The following is a 13,320-nucleotide window of genomic DNA, read 5'->3' on the forward strand; positions in this document are numbered from 1 at the left end:
ACGGTGACGTTGCTCGTGGCAGTACGGGGGCAGTGCCCGCATGGCTGGCAGTGCCCGCATGGCTTGCGTTGCGCTGTCGCTGCGGAGTGTGACGGTACATCCCGCCCCCGTGTCAAACGGGGAAAGCCCGCAACGGCCACTCGAACGGTAACCCGACTACCGCCATTCCTGCCGCCCGGAGTGACGACCTGCTGTCCCGGGGCCCGGCCGGGCGCCGGCCGGGGCCGCACCTGCGTGATCGCTGGGGAGCCGGGGTCCGGAGGGTCGGAAGGGGAGCGTCCGCGGGGCGGGCCGAGGGGGCGCGGCGGGCCTGGAGGGAAGCCGTCACCGGGCGGGAAAGAAGAGCGTCGGGCCTGCGGGGCACGGTCGCCGACGGTCTCGACGACCCGCCGCCCGGACAACCGGAATGACTAGGTCCGGCCGACTGCCGGGCCCACGTCACAGCCGTGTGAAGCACCAGACGCCGAGGAGCACGGCGGCCGATCCGGCGAGCGTGGCGACGGTCGCCGATGCGACGGGGCTCACACCCTGGGCGACCGGGGCGCGGTGCGCGACACGCGCACCGGTCCACAGCAGCAGCCCGGCGCCGAACAGCGCGAACACCGTCCCCGCGAAGATCGCCGGCCCGCTCTCCATGGTCCTGCCTCCCCGTGCCGAATGCCTCTGCCGGGAGGCTGACACACACGGGAATCGGACATACGAAATCGGGGTGAACGACGGATTGTCGTCCGGTTTCCGGCACCCTGCGGCGTACACCCGGCCCCTCGGCCGCGTACTCCCGGCTCCTCGGCCGCGCACTCCCCGGTCTCCTCCGCTCCCTACTCTCCCACCGGCAGCAGGAACCCCTGCCGCACGAGGAGCCTGATCTGCTCGGGCGTCCGATCGCGCAGCAACACCGGGTCCTCCCCGACCAGTTGGGCGATGGCGTCCAGGATCCGTCCCGCGCTCAGCGAGCCGTCGCACACGCCCGCGAACCCGGCGCCCACCGTGTCCACCTTGGTGGCCCGCCGCATCCCGCGGTGCTGGCGCAGCACGACGTGCTCCGGGTCCTCGGCGCCCGGCAGCCCGACCTGCTCCTGCACGACCTCGTCGGCGAGCTTGAAGTGCGCGGCGAGCAGCGCGGCGTCGTCGTGCGTGCGCAGGTACTCCTGCCGTTCGAAGAACTCCCGCACCGTCTCGCCCAGCGGCTGCTCGACGGGGTGCGGCCACTCCTCCACGGTGACGGTCGGCTCGGCGGCCGCGGTCTTGCGCAGCGTGATCCAGCCGAACCCGACGGCCCGCGTGCCCCGCGCCTCGAACTCGTCCAGCCACGCGTCGTACCGCGCGGCGTACTGCCCCGGGTCCGTGTGGTGGTCCCCCGCGTCCCGCAGCCACAGCTCGGCGTACTGCGTGATGTCCTGCACCTCGCGCTGCACGATCCAGGCGTCGCAGTCGCGCGGCACCCAGGAGCGCAGGCGGTCCTGCCACTCCTCACCGTCCACGTGCTGCCAGTTGGCCAGGAAGTGCGCGTACCCCCCTTCGTTCAGGTACTCCCCCGCCTCCTGAACGAGCGACCGGCACAGATCGTCCCCGCCCATCCCGCCGTCCCGGTAGGTGAGCCGGGCGCCGGGCGAGATCACGAACGGCGGATTCGAGACGATCAGGTCGTACGTCTCGTCGGCCACCGGCCCGTACAGCGAGCCCTCCCGCAGGTCCGCCTGCGGGGCCCCGGAGAGCGCCAGGGTGAGCCGGGTGAACCGCAGCGCACGGGGGTTCAGGTCGGTCGCCGTCACGCGCGTGGCGTGCTGTGCGGCGTGCAGCGCCTGGATGCCGGAACCCGTGCCGAGGTCGAGGGCGCTGGCGACGGGCGTGCGCACCGTGATCCCCGCGAGGGTCGTGGACGCGCCGCCGACCCCGAGGACGACGCCCTCCTCGTGCTTGCCGATGCCGCCCGCGCCGCCGACCGCGCAGCCCAGGTCGGAGACGATGAACCAGTCCTCACCGCTCGGTCCGCCGTACGGACGGACGTCCACCGTCGCCCACAGCGCGCCCTCCCGCTCCGTCAGCCAGCCGCTCTCCAGGAGCGCGTCGACGGGCAGAACGTCGGCCACGCGCGCGCGTGCCACCGATTCCTGCAGCAGGAAGAGGCGTACGAGCGCCGCGAGCGTCCCGTCCCCGCGCGTGGCGCGCAGCGCGGGCACCGTCTCGCTGCGGGCGAGCGCGGTGTACGCGGGCGCCCCGAGCAGCTCGAGCAGCCCGTCGGCGGTGAAGTCGGCGCCGAGCAGCGCCTCGCGCAGGGAGGCGGCCACGTCGGCGTTGTCGGACGAGGGCAGGGGAAGGCTGGCATTACTCACCCGCCCATTGTGGCCCGGCCGGTGCGCCGACGCCCTCGGCGCCGCGAGGGGTGCCGAGGGCGTCGGGCACGTACGACGACAAGAAGCGCGCGACGGTAGGGCGCGCGGGTGTCGGGGCTAGCTCTTGGCGGACGGCGTGGCGGACGCGCTCTTGCAGCTGTCCTGCTTGCCCATCGCCTTGCCGACCTCCCCCTCCTGCAGCTTCTCCAGCGCTTCGTTGCCGCTCTTGCTCAGCTTGTCGAGCTCGCCCGCGACGTCCTTGAGGCCGTCCGCGAAGTCCGCCTGGTTCTTGGTGTCGAGGCCGTCGACCTGCTTCTTGAGGTCGCCGTACGACTTGGAGATGCCGTTGAGTTCCTTGACGGCGTCGTCCGTCTTCTTCTTGCCGTCGTCGACCGGCGGGGCGCCCGCGCTCTTCACGGCGTTGCCCATCGACTTGTAGGCATCCGACATGTCCTGGAACGCCTTGGAGTCGGTCTTCTGGACGTCGCCCGGGGAGCTGTTGTCGGAGGTCTCCTTCTGGATCGCGGCGTTGGCGTCCGCGATCTTCTTCGACTGCGGCTGTACGGAGTCACAGACCTTCTTGGCCCAGTTGTCGAGCTTCTCGTTGCCGTCGTCGCTGCTGCACCCTGACAGAGCGAGTACCAGCACCGCACCGCCGGACAGTGCGGCTGCAAGCTTCTTGTTCACCGGATTGGTCCCTTCCATGGCTCTCGGCCCCGGAACTTACACGCCAACTGGGCGACAACCGCATGTCGGGGGCTCGGTACCACCCCTATTGCAGCCATTTGCACCAAGCGGCGTCAGGCTACGGAGCGCGAGAGAAGCCTCACGGCTCCGCCCGGGCACGCGGACGGGCGGACGGCGCCTCAAAAAGCGCCGCCCGCCCGTGTGTTGGGCCCGTTGCCGGGCCGGGGTCAGGAGACCACGGCCGGGTCCGTCGGCTTGGCCACCCGCTCGGCGTTGTTCTCGTCCCCGACGGCGATGCCGCGCCGCTTGGAGACGTAGACCGCGCCGATGATGATCGCGATGGAGAGCACCGCGATCAGCACCCGCATCCCGACGCTGGCGTCGTCCCCGTAGCTGAACTTGATGACCGCCGGCGCGATGAGCAGCGCCACCAGGTTCATCACCTTCAGCAGGGGGTTGATCGCCGGACCCGCGGTGTCCTTGAACGGGTCGCCGACCGTGTCACCGATGACGGTCGCGGCGTGCGCCTCGCTTCCCTTGCCGCCGTGGTGGCCGTCCTCGACGAGCTTCTTGGCGTTGTCCCAGGCACCACCGGAGTTGGCCAGGAAGACCGCCATGAGGGTGCCCGTGCCGATCGCGCCGGCCAGGAACGAGCCGAGCGCGCCGACACCGAGCGAGAAGCCGACCGCGATCGGCGTGAGCACGGCGAGCAGACCCGGCGTGGCCAGCTCGCGCAGCGCGTCCTTGGTGCAGATGTCGACGACGCGCCCGTACTCGGGCTCCTCGGTGTAGTCCATGATCCCGGGGTGCTCGCGGAACTGCCGCCGCACCTCGTAGACCACGGCGCCCGCCGACCGCGACACCGCGTTGATCGCGAGCCCCGAGAAGAGGAAGACGACCGCGGCGCCGAGGATTAGCCCCACCAGGTTGTTGGGCTGTGAGATGTCCATCACGAGGTTCATCGGGGCGCCGTCGCCGAGCTTCTCGCCGACGTCCTTGGCGGCTTCCGCGATGGCGTCGCGGTAGGAGCCGAAGAGCGCCGAGGCCGCGAGGACCGCGGTCGCGATGGCGATGCCCTTGGTGATGGCCTTGGTGGTGTTGCCGACGGCGTCCAGGTCGGTGAGCACCTGCGCGCCCGCGCCCTCGACGTCACCGGACATCTCGGCGATGCCCTGCGCGTTGTCGGAGACGGGACCGAAGGTGTCCATGGCGACGATGACGCCGACCGTGGTCAGCAGCCCCGTACCGGCGAGCGCGACCGCGAAGAGCGCCAGCATGATCGACGTGCCGCCGAGCAGGAACGCCCCGTACACGCCGAGCCCGATCAGCAGCGCGGTGTAGACGGCCGATTCCAGACCGAGCGAGATGCCGGCGAGGACCACGGTGGCCGGGCCGGTCAGCGAGGTCTTCCCGATGTCCTGGACGGGACGCCGGTTGGTCTCGGTGAAGTAGCCGGTCAGCTGCTGGATCAGCGCGGCCATCACGATGCCGATGGCCACGGCGACGAGCGCGAGGATCCGCGGATCGCCGTCGTGGCCCTTGATCGCCGCGTCGGTGACCCCGTCCAGGTCGGTGTACGAGGACGGGAGGTACGCGTAGACGGCTCCGGCCACGAGCGCCAGCGAGATGAACGCGGAGATGAAGAACCCGCGGTTGATCGCGCTCATGCCGCTGCGGTCGGAGCGCCGGGGCGCCACCGCGAAGATGCCGATCATCGCCGTCACGACGCCGATGGCCGGGACGATCAGCGGGAAGGCGAGGCCGGAGTCACCGAACGCCACCTTCCCGAGGATCAGCGCGGCGACCAGCGTCACGGCGTACGACTCGAAGAGGTCGGCGGCCATACCGGCACAGTCGCCGACGTTGTCGCCCACGTTGTCGGCGATGGTCGCGGCATTGCGCGGATCGTCCTCCGGAATGCCCTGCTCGACCTTGCCGACCAGGTCGGCGCCGACGTCGGCGGCCTTGGTGAAGATGCCGCCGCCGACACGCATGAACATCGCGATCAGCGCGGCGCCGAGGCCGAAGCCTTCGAGCACCTTCGGCGCGTCGGCCGCGTAGACGAGCACCACACAGGAGGCGCCCAGAAGACCGAGCCCCACCGTGAACATGCCGACGACGCCGCCCGTGCGGAAAGCGATCTTCATGGCCTTGTGCGAGACGGCGGTGAGATCCTTTTCGGGTTCACCTTCCGAGGGAGTGGCCTCTCGGGCGGCGGCCGCGACGCGCACATTGCTGCGCACGGCGAGCCACATACCGATATAGCCGGTGGTGGCCGAGAACGCCGCACCGATCAAGAAGAAGATCGATCGCCCGGCACGCTGATTCCAGTCGTCCGCGGGCAGCAGCATGAGCAGGAAGAACACCACGACGGCGAATACGCCGAGAGTGCGCAGCTGTCGGCCCAGATAGGCATTCGCGCCCTCCTGGACCGCTGCCGCGATCTTCTTCATGCTGTCGGTGCCCTCGCCCGCCGCGAGCACCTGGCGGACCAGGACTCCCGCGACGACGAGCGCCGCGAGTGCGACGGCCGCGACGACGATCACGACGATCCGATTGTCGTCCGTAAGGACTGCGGCTGCGAAGGTTGAGGGGTGGTCAAACTGATGAGGGGTAGAAAGCCCCGCCATTCGTCCTCCTTGACGCTTGGGCTGAGCTCAAGATGTGGACGGATTGTAGGGAGCGGAACCTGATCAAAACAGAGCGCCACAAACGGAATTGACCTGAGATTGCTTCTCAGCAAATGATCGCGCACGGGGATTGACCCCAAAAGCGGTAATGCCTCAAAACCGTTGACGCCGCCGCTTTACCGGTTCACCGATCAAGGTCAATCAGTGATCCGATAATGATCAGAAATGGAAAAGCCCTGTTCACCGTGGTGGCGGCAGAGCTTCGGGCGGGGCGCCGACAAGGCTTCGGGTGGGGTGACGGGAGGGGGCCGATGCGGCGCGGAGGGGGTACGGGGGCGGCGCCCGCCGTGTTCAGGGGGAGGTCGAACCCTGGGAGGTCCCCGGAGCGGCGCGCCCGCACCCGGACGGATCAGGCCCCGCATCCCACGATTCAGGCCGGATCGGACCGGCGTCGGGGGGAGGAGCGGGGCCCGGGGGGCGGGGCCGGAGAGGAGCGGCGTCAGGGGAGGAGCGGGTCCGGAGGGACCGGCGCTTGAGGAGGAGCGGCGTCAGGGGAGCCGCGTCACGGAGGAGCGGCGTCAGGGAACCAGCCGCGTCAGGGGACGAGCGGTGCCGGGGTCGTCGGCCAGCTCATGCGGATGAGGCCGCCGGACTCGCCGGCCGTGACCTCCACGTCGTCCACGAGGCCGCTGATGACCGCGAGGCCCATCTCGTCCTCGCCCTCGGCCTCCAGGTCGTCGCCCGCGCCGAGCCCCGAGCCGGGCGCGCGGTCACCGGGCGCCGCGCGCGGCGCCTCGTCACCGACCTCGATGGAGAACTGCTTCTCGTCCTCGATCAGCGCCACCCGCACCGGCGCCGTCACCCCGCTGCTCTGATGCAGCCCGACGGCGCGCGTGCAGGCCTCACCGACCGCGAGCCTGACCTCGTCGAGAACGGCCTCGTCCACTCCGGCCCTGCGCGCCACCGCGGCCGCCACGAGACGGGCGGTCCTGACGTGCTCGGGCAGCGCGCTGAAGCGGAGTTCAACGGTGGCCATGCATCCCCCTCGACATACGGGCGTGCTGTCAGGGGGCCGGGCCGCAGGCCCGGTCCCCTGCTGTACTGCCGGCCCGGGCCCACGGGCCCGGGAACTCCGGCTTCCGGTCGACCGCTACGCGGACGCCACCCGGTCGGCGGCAGCCACTCGGTCGGCCGCCCGGCCCGTGGTGGCACCGAGCGGAGTCGCGACGCTGAGCGAATGGTGGCCGCTCAGCCTGTGGTGGCCGCTCCGTCAGCGGTCACTCAGTCGGTGGCCGCGACCGCTTCCTCGACCGAGGTGTGAATGGGGAACACCTTGGTCAGACCGGTGATACGGAAGATCTTGAGAATGCGCTCCTGGTTGCAGACCAGGCGCAGCGAGCCCTCATGGGCACGCACCCGCTTCAGGCCGCCGACCAGCACGCCGAGCCCGGTGGAGTCGAGGAAGTCCACGCCCTCCATGTCGACGACCAGATGAAAACTGCCGTCGTTCACCAGCTCGACCAACTGCTCGCGCAGCTTGGGCGCGGTATATACATCGATTTCGCCACCGACCTCGACGACCGTACGATCGCCGACGGTACGGGTCGACAGGGACAGGTCCACGGATCCTCCAGCACCTTGCTATCGAGCGGTCATCCCTCGGGACACCTCGGCAGAGCCCCCAGGACGGATCGCCGGCCGCGATGGCATTCAATCACTTACCGGCGGGCGTGCACGACGCCTTGAGACCATTGTCCATCCCGCCAGTGACACACTCGATGCCGATGGCCAAAATTTCTCCGGCCGGAGGACCCTCCTCGGGCGCCCCGGCACGCACGTCCCCGCGGACCGTCCTTGACCGGCTCACCGCGGGTCCGAGCCGTGCATCGCGCGTCACTCATACGGAGCACTTGCCCCCACGTGAGGCCCGGTATGCAGTCTGGCCCGACCGCATCCGTCCCGAGGTCATATCCGCCGTCCGCGCCGCCGGGATCGAGCATCCCTGGGCCCACCAGGCAGCCGCCGCCGAGCACGCCCTGGACGGCGAATCCGTGGTCGTCGCCACCGGCACCGCGTCCGGCAAGTCGCTCGCCTACCTCACCCCCGTCCTCTCCGCCCTCCTCGACGGCTCCGAGGCCCCCAACGGTCGCGGCACCACCGCCCTGTACCTCGCCCCGACCAAGGCCCTCGCCGCCGACCAGCGCCGCGCCGTCCGCGCCCTTGCCGACCCCCTCGGCAACGCGGTGCGCCCCGCCGTGTACGACGGGGACACCCCCTTCGAGGAACGCGAGTGGGTCCGGCAGTACGCCAATTACGTCCTGACCAACCCGGACATGCTGCACCGCGGCATCCTCCCCGCCCACCCCCGCTGGTCCTCCTTCCTGCGCGCCCTGCGCTACGTCGTCGTCGACGAGTGCCACACCTACCGCGGCGTCTTCGGCTCCCACGTCGCCCAGGTCCTGCGCCGGCTGCGCCGCCTCTGCGCCCGCTACGGCTCCGAGCCCGTCTTCCTCCTCGCCTCCGCCACCTCCGCCGACCCCGCGGTCTCCGCGGAGCGCCTCATCGGACTTCCCGTTCGCGAAGTCGCCGACGACGCCTCACCCCGCGGCGACCTCGTCTTCGCCCTCTGGGAACCTCCGCTCACCGAGCTGCACGGCGAAAAGGGCGCGCCCGTCCGCCGCACGGCCACCGCCGAGACGGCGGACCTCCTCACCGACCTCACCGTCCAGGGCGTCCGCTCCGTCGCCTTCGTGCGGTCCCGGCGCGGCGCCGAGCTGATCGCGGTCATCGCCCAGGAACGCCTCGCCGAGGTCGACCGCTCGCTGCCCCGGCGTGTCGCCGCCTACCGAGGCGGCTACCTCCCCGAGGAGCGCCGCGCCCTCGAACGCGCCCTGCACTCCGGCGAGCTCCTCGGCCTCGCCGCCACCACCGCCCTCGAACTCGGCGTCGACGTCTCGGGGCTGGACGCCGTCGTCATCGCCGGCTACCCGGGCACCCGCGCCTCCCTCTGGCAGCAGGCCGGGCGCGCCGGGCGGTCGGGGCAGGGCGCCCTGGCCGTCCTCGTGGCCCGCGACGACCCCCTGGACACGTATCTCGTCCACCACCCCGAAGCGCTGTTCCAACAGCCCGTGGAGGCCACGGTCCTCGACCCGGACAACCCCTACGTCCTCGCTCCGCACCTGTGCGCCGCCGCCTCCGAACTCCCGCTCGTCGACGAGGACATGGCCCTCTTCGGGCCCGCCGCCGCAGAGCTCCTCCCCCAGCTGGAGGCCGCGAAGCTGCTGCGGCGCCGGGCCAGGGCCTGGCACTGGACCCGCCGGGAGCGGGCCGCCGACCTCACCGACATCCGCGGCGAGGGCGGCAAACCCGTCCAGATCGTGGAGGAGGGCACGGGGCGGCTGCTCGGCACGGTCGACGCGTCCGCCGCGCACACCACCGTCCACGAGGGGGCGGTCCACCTTCACCAGGGGCTCACGTATCTCGTGCGCCGGCTCGATCTGGAGGACTCGGTGGCGTTGGTGGAGGAGGCGGTGCCGCCCTACTCCACGACCGCGCGCGACACGACCGCGATCTCCATCCTGGAGACGGAGACCGAGGTCCCGTGGGGCGCGGGACGCCTCTGCTATGGCTCCGTCGAGGTCACCAACCAGGTCGTCTCCTTCCTGCGTCGCAAACTCATCACCGGCGAGGTGCTCGGTGAGACCAAACTGGATCTTCCTCCTCGTACGCTGCGCACGCGGGCGGTGTGGTGGACGGTGACCGAGGACCAACTCGACGCCGCCCGCGTCAATCCCGAGATCCTCGGTGGTGCGCTGCACGCCGCCGAGCACGCCTCCATCGGCATGTTGCCGCTGTTCGCCACGTGTGACCGGTGGGACATCGGGGGCGTCTCCGTGCCGCTGCATCCGGACACGCTCCTTCCCACGGTCTTCGTGTACGACGGTCACCCGGGCGGGGCGGGGTTCGCCGAGCGGGCCTTCCACACGGCGCGGGAGTGGCTGACGGCCACGCGGCAGGCGATCGCGTCCTGCGAGTGCGAGGCGGGGTGCCCTTCGTGCATCCAGTCCCCCAAGTGCGGCAACGGCAACGATCCGTTGCACAAGCGGGGGGCGGTGCGGCTTCTTTCGGTGTTGTTGCGGGAGGGGGCGGGGGTGACGGAGGGGTAGGGGGTGCGGGCACGCGGGGGCCGGGGTCCGCGCCTGCTGTCCGTTTGTGGGTGCGGGGCCGCGGGGGTATGTGCGTACTCGCCATCCACTGTTCGCCACGCCTCGCGGACAACATTGCTACAGCGCGCTCGGTGCTCCGTGCGCACATACCCCCACGTCCCCTCCCGAGCGTTTGCGGCCGACGGTCCGGTGGGGCACTCGTGCGGCCGGGGTGGGGCACTCGTGCGGCTGCGGCCGGGTGGGGCACTCGCGTGCGCCTGCGGACGGGTGGGGCGTTCGCGTGCGCCTGCGGCCCGGCGGGCGGCCGAGCCACACGTCACGGGGCACACCCACCCACCCCGACTTCCCGCCACGCGTCACGGGGCAACCCAACAACCCCGACTCCCCGCCACACGTCACGGGGCAACCCACCCACCCCGACTCAACTTCCCGCCACACGACGCGGGGTACACCCGCCCACCCGCCCCTACTCCGACCCGGCGTCGCGGGGCAAACGGGTGGGTGGGTGGGAAACATCCGCCGCGAAGCGGCGGGCCTGTTTGCACCCGCAGAGGGGGACCCGGGACCCCGCCCCCACCCCAGCCGCACGCCGCGGGGCAAGCCCACCCTCCCCTGCTCCCGCGGGATGTCGCGGGGTGGACGGGTGGGTGGGTGGGAGGCTATCCGTCGCGGAGCGGCGGGTTAGGGGGCTCCCAGGGGTCAGGAACCCCGGGGCCGGAGGAGGGACCCGCCGGGCCCGCGCGGGAGTTGACCGTTGCGGAGAAGGGGCCAGCCGAAGACGAGGCCGTCACCTCGGAGATCTGGCCGTGCAACACGCACCGCACCACTTTCGCGCCCTGCGCCCCCGCCACCCGCACCGCCCCCTCGCACGCCCGCGCGGGACCGTCCGCCCACCGGTCCGCCGCCGCCAGTGCCGCCAGATCCGCCGCGCCGCCCGCGCGGTGCCGGGCCACCACGGCCTGGGACATAGCAAGCACCGCACCGCAGACGACGCCCAGCACGGCCATCACCACGACCACCCACACGGTCGCCGCCCCTCGGTCCCGGTCGGCCCCACACCACCGTCCGGCCCTCATACGTCCACCCCCACCGTCTCCTCCGCCAACGCCACCGCCTCGGAGCGCAGGCGCACCCCCAAGCCCAGCACCGAAGGCCCCGGCGGTTCCGCCGTCACCTGGACCCGCACCAGGTCGCCCTCACGCCGGACGGCGACGCTCGCCCCACGCGGGGCCGCCTGTCGCGCCGCCGCCGCGGCCACCTCGTCGGGGTCCTGGCGGGCCGCCGCCCGAGCTCCGGCCCTGGCGGCGTCCACACACTGGATCTGCGCGGACACCGCCAGCAGCGTCCAGACCAGCGCCATGGTGAACAACACCAGAGTCGGCAGCACCACCGCCGCCTCCGCGGTCACGAACCCCCGGTCCGAGGAGCGCCTGCCCCGGCTGGCCCGGGGCTGACCGCTCCGCCAATTCCGCTCCACCTCAGAACGGGACATCGAGCGCCTTCTCCACGACCGCCTGCAGCGCCGCCTTCACCTGCCCGCTCGTCACCACCTTGTAGAGCAACCCCGCGAAGCCCACCGCCGCGATCAAACCCATCGCGTACTCGGACGTGACCATCCCCGTGTCCGCGCCCCTCGCACGAACCCGCCACCTCAGCCCTCGGCGTGTCCCCGCCCTCATCGGACCCCGTTGCCACCAGCGCCGACCCGACGGTTCCTGTCGGCGTCCCACCGTCTCATTCATCACATTCCCCCGCATTTCAACCTCCGTTGGCATCCTTCGAGTTCTGCTGGTTCTGCTGGTCCTGGCGATCTCTGTTTGCTTTGTTTGCTCTGCTTGTTCGCTTGTTCTGATTTCGTCGTCGGCGCGCGCGCCGTCGTTCTCACCCCGCTCTCAGCAGCCCCTCCGCCATCCCAATCACCACCGGCAACACCCCGATCGCCACGAACGCCGGCAAGAAGCACAGGCCCACCGGTGCCGTCATCAGGACGCCCGCCCTGCGTGCCGCTGCCGTTGCCGTGCGGCCGCGTTCCGCTCTCGCGTCCGCGGCCAGGCGAGTGACCGGGGCCGCCGTCGGGGTTCCGGAATCTCCCGTCCTTTCCATGAGGCGGGCCAGCGGTGCCGCCGCCGGTAGCTCGGCCAACTGGCGCCAGGCGTCCGAGGGTTCGCCGCCCAGGCGTACCTCTGCCGCCCCGCGTGCCAGTCGTGCGCCGACCGGACCCTGCAGGGACTCCCCGACTGCCTCGGCAGCCGCCACTGGGCTCGCCCCTGCGGTTACGCACGCGGCCAGGAGGTCTGCCGCGAGGGGGAGTTGGCGTGCCGCCTCCGTCTGCGTCGACTTTTCGGTCGGGGCATTCGGGGACGCGCGGCTCCGGTCGACGCGCCGCCACGTGCCGTACGCCACCGCCGCGCCCGCCAGCAGGCCCGGGATCCCGCCCACCAGCGCGTAGGCAGCGCTCGATGTGCCGGCCACCACGAGCCACTTTCGCGTTGCTCCCCCAGGGAGCGGGCGTAGGGTGCGGCGTCGTGCCCGGGGGCGTTGTCTGTGGAGTGCTGCGTCCGCGCGTCGGCGTAGGGTCCGCTCGCGTCGTGCGGCCAGCACCGTCAGCGTCAGCCAGAGCACGGCTCCGGCGTCCCACAGGAATACCCCCAGCCTGTGGACAACGTTCATCACTCCTCCGCCCCTCGTACGATCCGCAGCGCCCACCACGCCCCGGCTGCCTCCAGCGCTCCCCCGACCGCCAGGCACACCAGGCCCGGCCCCGTGTGGAACAGGACCCGCAGCGGTTCCGCCCCCAGTGCTCCGCCCATCAGCAGGCCCAGGACGGGCAGGCCCGCGAGCATCACGGCCGTTGAACGGGAGCCCGCCAACTGGGCCCGCAAGTCGGCGCGTTGGTCGCGCTCCGCGCGCAGTGCCCCCTCCAGCCGTTCCAGGCCCGCAGCGAGCCCCGCACCGCGGTCCACCGCCACCCGCCAGCACGCCGCCAGGCCCAGGAGTCCTTCGGCACCCGGCGTCCGGGCCGCCTCCCGCAGCGACCCCGGCACATCCCCGCCGAACCGCGCCGCCGCCACCACCGTGCTCCGTGCCTCACCGACACCGCCCGCGTCGCCCTCCTCCAGGGCCAGACGCAGAGCCTCTCCGGGTTGTCGGCCTGCCCGCACCTCTCCCGCGAGCTCCCCACAGAGTGCGATCACCGCGTCGCCGCGCCGCTCCCGTTCCTTGCGCGCCTCCCGGGCCCGCCGCACACGCGCCGCCACCGGCACCCCTGCCGCGCCCACGACCAGCGGCACCACGGACGCGGCCGGCAGAGCGACCGCCGAACCCGCCGCCAGGCACCACCATTCCTGCCGCATCCGTCCCCGTGCGAACGCCAGCGCCCCTCTCCAAGGCCGCACTTTGGGTTTCAGTGCGGCCTCCGCTCCGAACAGCGCCGCCCATCGGTGCTCCTCTGTCCGTCGGGCCGCCAGCCAAGCCGCCGTTCCCGCGCACAGCGTCGCCATCCAC

The 13,320-nt window shown here is 71.8% G+C and carries 12 protein-coding genes; 1 reads left to right on the forward strand and 11 read right to left on the reverse strand.

The features are described 5' to 3' along the window. Window positions 1–438 precede the first annotated feature (438 nt). From ACZ6CV_RS10120 to bldG, 6 genes are all read right to left on the reverse strand, one after another. Window positions 439–636 (reverse strand): hypothetical protein, encoded by a 198-nt coding sequence (locus tag ACZ6CV_RS10120; RefSeq protein ID WP_362374625.1) that lies wholly within the window; start codon window positions 634–636, stop codon window positions 439–441. Between the two features lie 182 nt (window positions 637–818). After that, entirely contained in the window at window positions 819–2,333 is a 1,515-nt protein-coding gene (locus tag ACZ6CV_RS10125) for a DUF7059 domain-containing protein (RefSeq protein WP_469250411.1), read from the reverse strand. A gap of 117 nt (window positions 2,334–2,450) precedes the next feature. Next, complete coding sequence (locus ACZ6CV_RS10130) at window positions 2,451–3,038, reverse strand: small secreted protein (protein ID WP_355810979.1); 588 nt, start codon at window positions 3,036–3,038, stop codon at window positions 2,451–2,453. 209 nt (window positions 3,039–3,247) lie between these two features. Next, the gene (locus ACZ6CV_RS10135; RefSeq protein WP_469250413.1) at window positions 3,248–5,650 is read right to left on the reverse strand and encodes a sodium-translocating pyrophosphatase; all 2,403 of its coding nucleotides are present in this window, start codon (window positions 5,648–5,650) and stop codon (window positions 3,248–3,250) included. 595 nt (window positions 5,651–6,245) lie between these two features. Then, the gene (locus ACZ6CV_RS10140) at window positions 6,246–6,686 is read right to left on the reverse strand and encodes an ATP-binding protein (RefSeq protein ID WP_355810974.1); all 441 of its coding nucleotides are present in this window, start codon (window positions 6,684–6,686) and stop codon (window positions 6,246–6,248) included. A gap of 245 nt (window positions 6,687–6,931) precedes the next feature. Further along, window positions 6,932–7,273 (reverse strand): anti-sigma factor antagonist BldG, encoded by a 342-nt coding sequence (gene bldG / locus ACZ6CV_RS10145; protein WP_003975386.1) that lies wholly within the window; start codon window positions 7,271–7,273, stop codon window positions 6,932–6,934. 80 nt (window positions 7,274–7,353) lie between these two features. Here bldG and ACZ6CV_RS10150 point away from each other — a divergent pair, with 80 nt between their 5' ends. Continuing rightward, complete coding sequence (locus tag ACZ6CV_RS10150; RefSeq protein ID WP_469250414.1) at window positions 7,354–9,816, forward strand: DEAD/DEAH box helicase; 2,463 nt, start codon at window positions 7,354–7,356, stop codon at window positions 9,814–9,816. A gap of 659 nt (window positions 9,817–10,475) precedes the next feature. On the opposite strand, the gene ACZ6CV_RS10155 is transcribed toward ACZ6CV_RS10150, so the two are convergent. From ACZ6CV_RS10155 to ACZ6CV_RS10175, 5 genes are all read right to left on the reverse strand, one after another. Then, complete coding sequence (locus ACZ6CV_RS10155; protein ID WP_469250416.1) at window positions 10,476–10,892, reverse strand: Rv3654c family TadE-like protein; 417 nt, start codon at window positions 10,890–10,892, stop codon at window positions 10,476–10,478. Beyond that, window positions 10,889–11,308 (reverse strand): TadE family type IV pilus minor pilin, encoded by a 420-nt coding sequence (locus ACZ6CV_RS10160; RefSeq protein ID WP_469250417.1) that lies wholly within the window; start codon window positions 11,306–11,308, stop codon window positions 10,889–10,891. Before ACZ6CV_RS10160 ends, ACZ6CV_RS10155 begins: the two co-directional genes overlap by 4 nt. After that, window positions 11,295–11,432, reverse strand: coding sequence for a DUF4244 domain-containing protein (locus tag ACZ6CV_RS10165; RefSeq protein WP_355810965.1), 138 nt, complete (start codon window positions 11,430–11,432; stop codon window positions 11,295–11,297). The genes ACZ6CV_RS10160 and ACZ6CV_RS10165 overlap by 14 nt, the downstream gene beginning before the upstream one ends. 265 nt (window positions 11,433–11,697) lie before the next feature. After that, window positions 11,698–12,486: a type II secretion system F family protein gene (locus ACZ6CV_RS10170; RefSeq protein WP_469250418.1), complete on the reverse strand. Its 789-nt coding sequence runs from the start codon at window positions 12,484–12,486 to the stop codon at window positions 11,698–11,700. Continuing rightward, a complete protein-coding gene (locus tag ACZ6CV_RS10175) occupies window positions 12,486–13,316 on the reverse strand; it encodes a type II secretion system F family protein (protein ID WP_469250882.1) in 831 nt (276 codons plus the stop codon). The genes ACZ6CV_RS10170 and ACZ6CV_RS10175 overlap by 1 nt, the downstream gene beginning before the upstream one ends. Window positions 13,317–13,320: the final 4 nt, after the last annotated feature.

The sequence above is a fragment of the Streptomyces sp. NPDC041713 genome (assembly GCF_055591085.1).

What these genes read in the sequence shown, in the direction of transcription:
- ACZ6CV_RS10120 (WP_362374625.1), bottom strand. Translation starts at nt 636, where the DNA reads ATGGAGAGCGGGCCGGCGATCTTCGCGGGGACGGTGTTCGCGCTGTTC.
- ACZ6CV_RS10130 (WP_355810979.1), bottom strand. Translation starts at nt 3,038, where the DNA reads ATGGAAGGGACCAATCCGGTGAACAAGAAGCTTGCAGCCGCACTGTCC.
- ACZ6CV_RS10135 (WP_469250413.1), bottom strand. Translation starts at nt 5,650, where the DNA reads ATGGCGGGGCTTTCTACCCCTCATCAGTTTGACCACCCCTCAACCTTC.
- ACZ6CV_RS10140 (WP_355810974.1), bottom strand. Translation starts at nt 6,686, where the DNA reads ATGGCCACCGTTGAACTCCGCTTCAGCGCGCTGCCCGAGCACGTCAGG.
- ACZ6CV_RS10150 (WP_469250414.1), top strand. Translation starts at nt 7,354, where the DNA reads ATGGCATTCAATCACTTACCGGCGGGCGTGCACGACGCCTTGAGACCA.
- ACZ6CV_RS10155 (WP_469250416.1), bottom strand. Translation starts at nt 10,892, where the DNA reads ATGAGGGCCGGACGGTGGTGTGGGGCCGACCGGGACCGAGGGGCGGCG.
- ACZ6CV_RS10160 (WP_469250417.1), bottom strand. Translation starts at nt 11,308, where the DNA reads ATGTCCCGTTCTGAGGTGGAGCGGAATTGGCGGAGCGGTCAGCCCCGG.
- ACZ6CV_RS10165 (WP_355810965.1), bottom strand. Translation starts at nt 11,432, where the DNA reads ATGGTCACGTCCGAGTACGCGATGGGTTTGATCGCGGCGGTGGGCTTC.
- ACZ6CV_RS10170 (WP_469250418.1), bottom strand. Translation starts at nt 12,486, where the DNA reads ATGAACGTTGTCCACAGGCTGGGGGTATTCCTGTGGGACGCCGGAGCC.
- ACZ6CV_RS10175 (WP_469250882.1), bottom strand. Translation starts at nt 13,316, where the DNA reads ATGGCGACGCTGTGCGCGGGAACGGCGGCTTGGCTGGCGGCCCGACGG.